This window comes from Kribbella antibiotica, from assembly GCF_004349055.1.
In the GTDB taxonomy this organism is placed as follows: domain Bacteria; phylum Actinomycetota; class Actinomycetes; order Propionibacteriales; family Kribbellaceae; genus Kribbella; species Kribbella antibiotica.
The window spans coordinates 1-748 of the sequence record NZ_SMKX01000332.1 but is presented as its reverse complement, the minus strand read 5'-3'; the positions used below and the strand labels follow the sequence as shown (position 1 = coordinate 748).

Annotated in this window: 1 protein-coding gene; it reads left to right on the top strand. The window is 65.4% G+C overall.

The features are described 5' to 3' along the window. A partial coding sequence (locus E1263_RS42485; protein WP_132178165.1) for an IS3 family transposase occupies positions 1–711 on the top strand: 711 nt, incomplete at its 5' end. Positions 712–748 lie beyond the last annotated feature (37 nt).

Below are 748 nucleotides of genomic sequence, written 5' to 3'. Positions count from 1 at the left end.
GGCAAACTCTGGCTGCATCTGCGGTCGTCTGGTCACGAGGTGGCTCGGTGCACGGTGGAGCGGTTGATGGCCCAGATGGGAATCAGCGGCGTGGTCCGCGGGAAGAAGCCGCGGACCACCATCGCTGACGAGTCCGCGAACCGGCCGCCTGACCTGGTCGATCGCCGGTTCGTTGCCTCGACCCCCGACCGGTTGTGGGTGGCCGACTTCACCTACGTGGCGACCCGGACTGGCACGGTCTACGTCGCGCACGTCGTGGACGTGTTCTCCCGCCGGATCATCGGCTGGAAAGCAGCCACCACGATGACCACACCGCTGGTTCTGGACGCCCTCGAAATGGCGTTGTGGGCCCGCCGAACCGAAGGTGTCACCGACCTGACCGGGCTGGTCCACCACAACGACGCCGGCACCCAATACACCTCGATCGCGTTCGCCCAAGCCCTGATCAAAGCTGGCATCGACGCCTCGGTCGGGTCCGTCGGCGACGCCTACGACAACGCCCTGGCCGAAACCCACATGGGCCTGTTCAAGTCCGAACTGATCAACTCCTACGGCCCCTGGCAAGGCCTCCACGACGTCGAAGCAGCCACTATGGACTGGGTCGACTGGTTCAACACCGCCCGGCCCCACGGATCCATCCAAGACCTGACACCAATCCAGGCCGAGCAGACTCACTACACTCACCGAACCCGTCTCGCCGAGGCCGGTTAACACCTAACGAAGCCTCCGGACACGCCGGGGCGGCTCA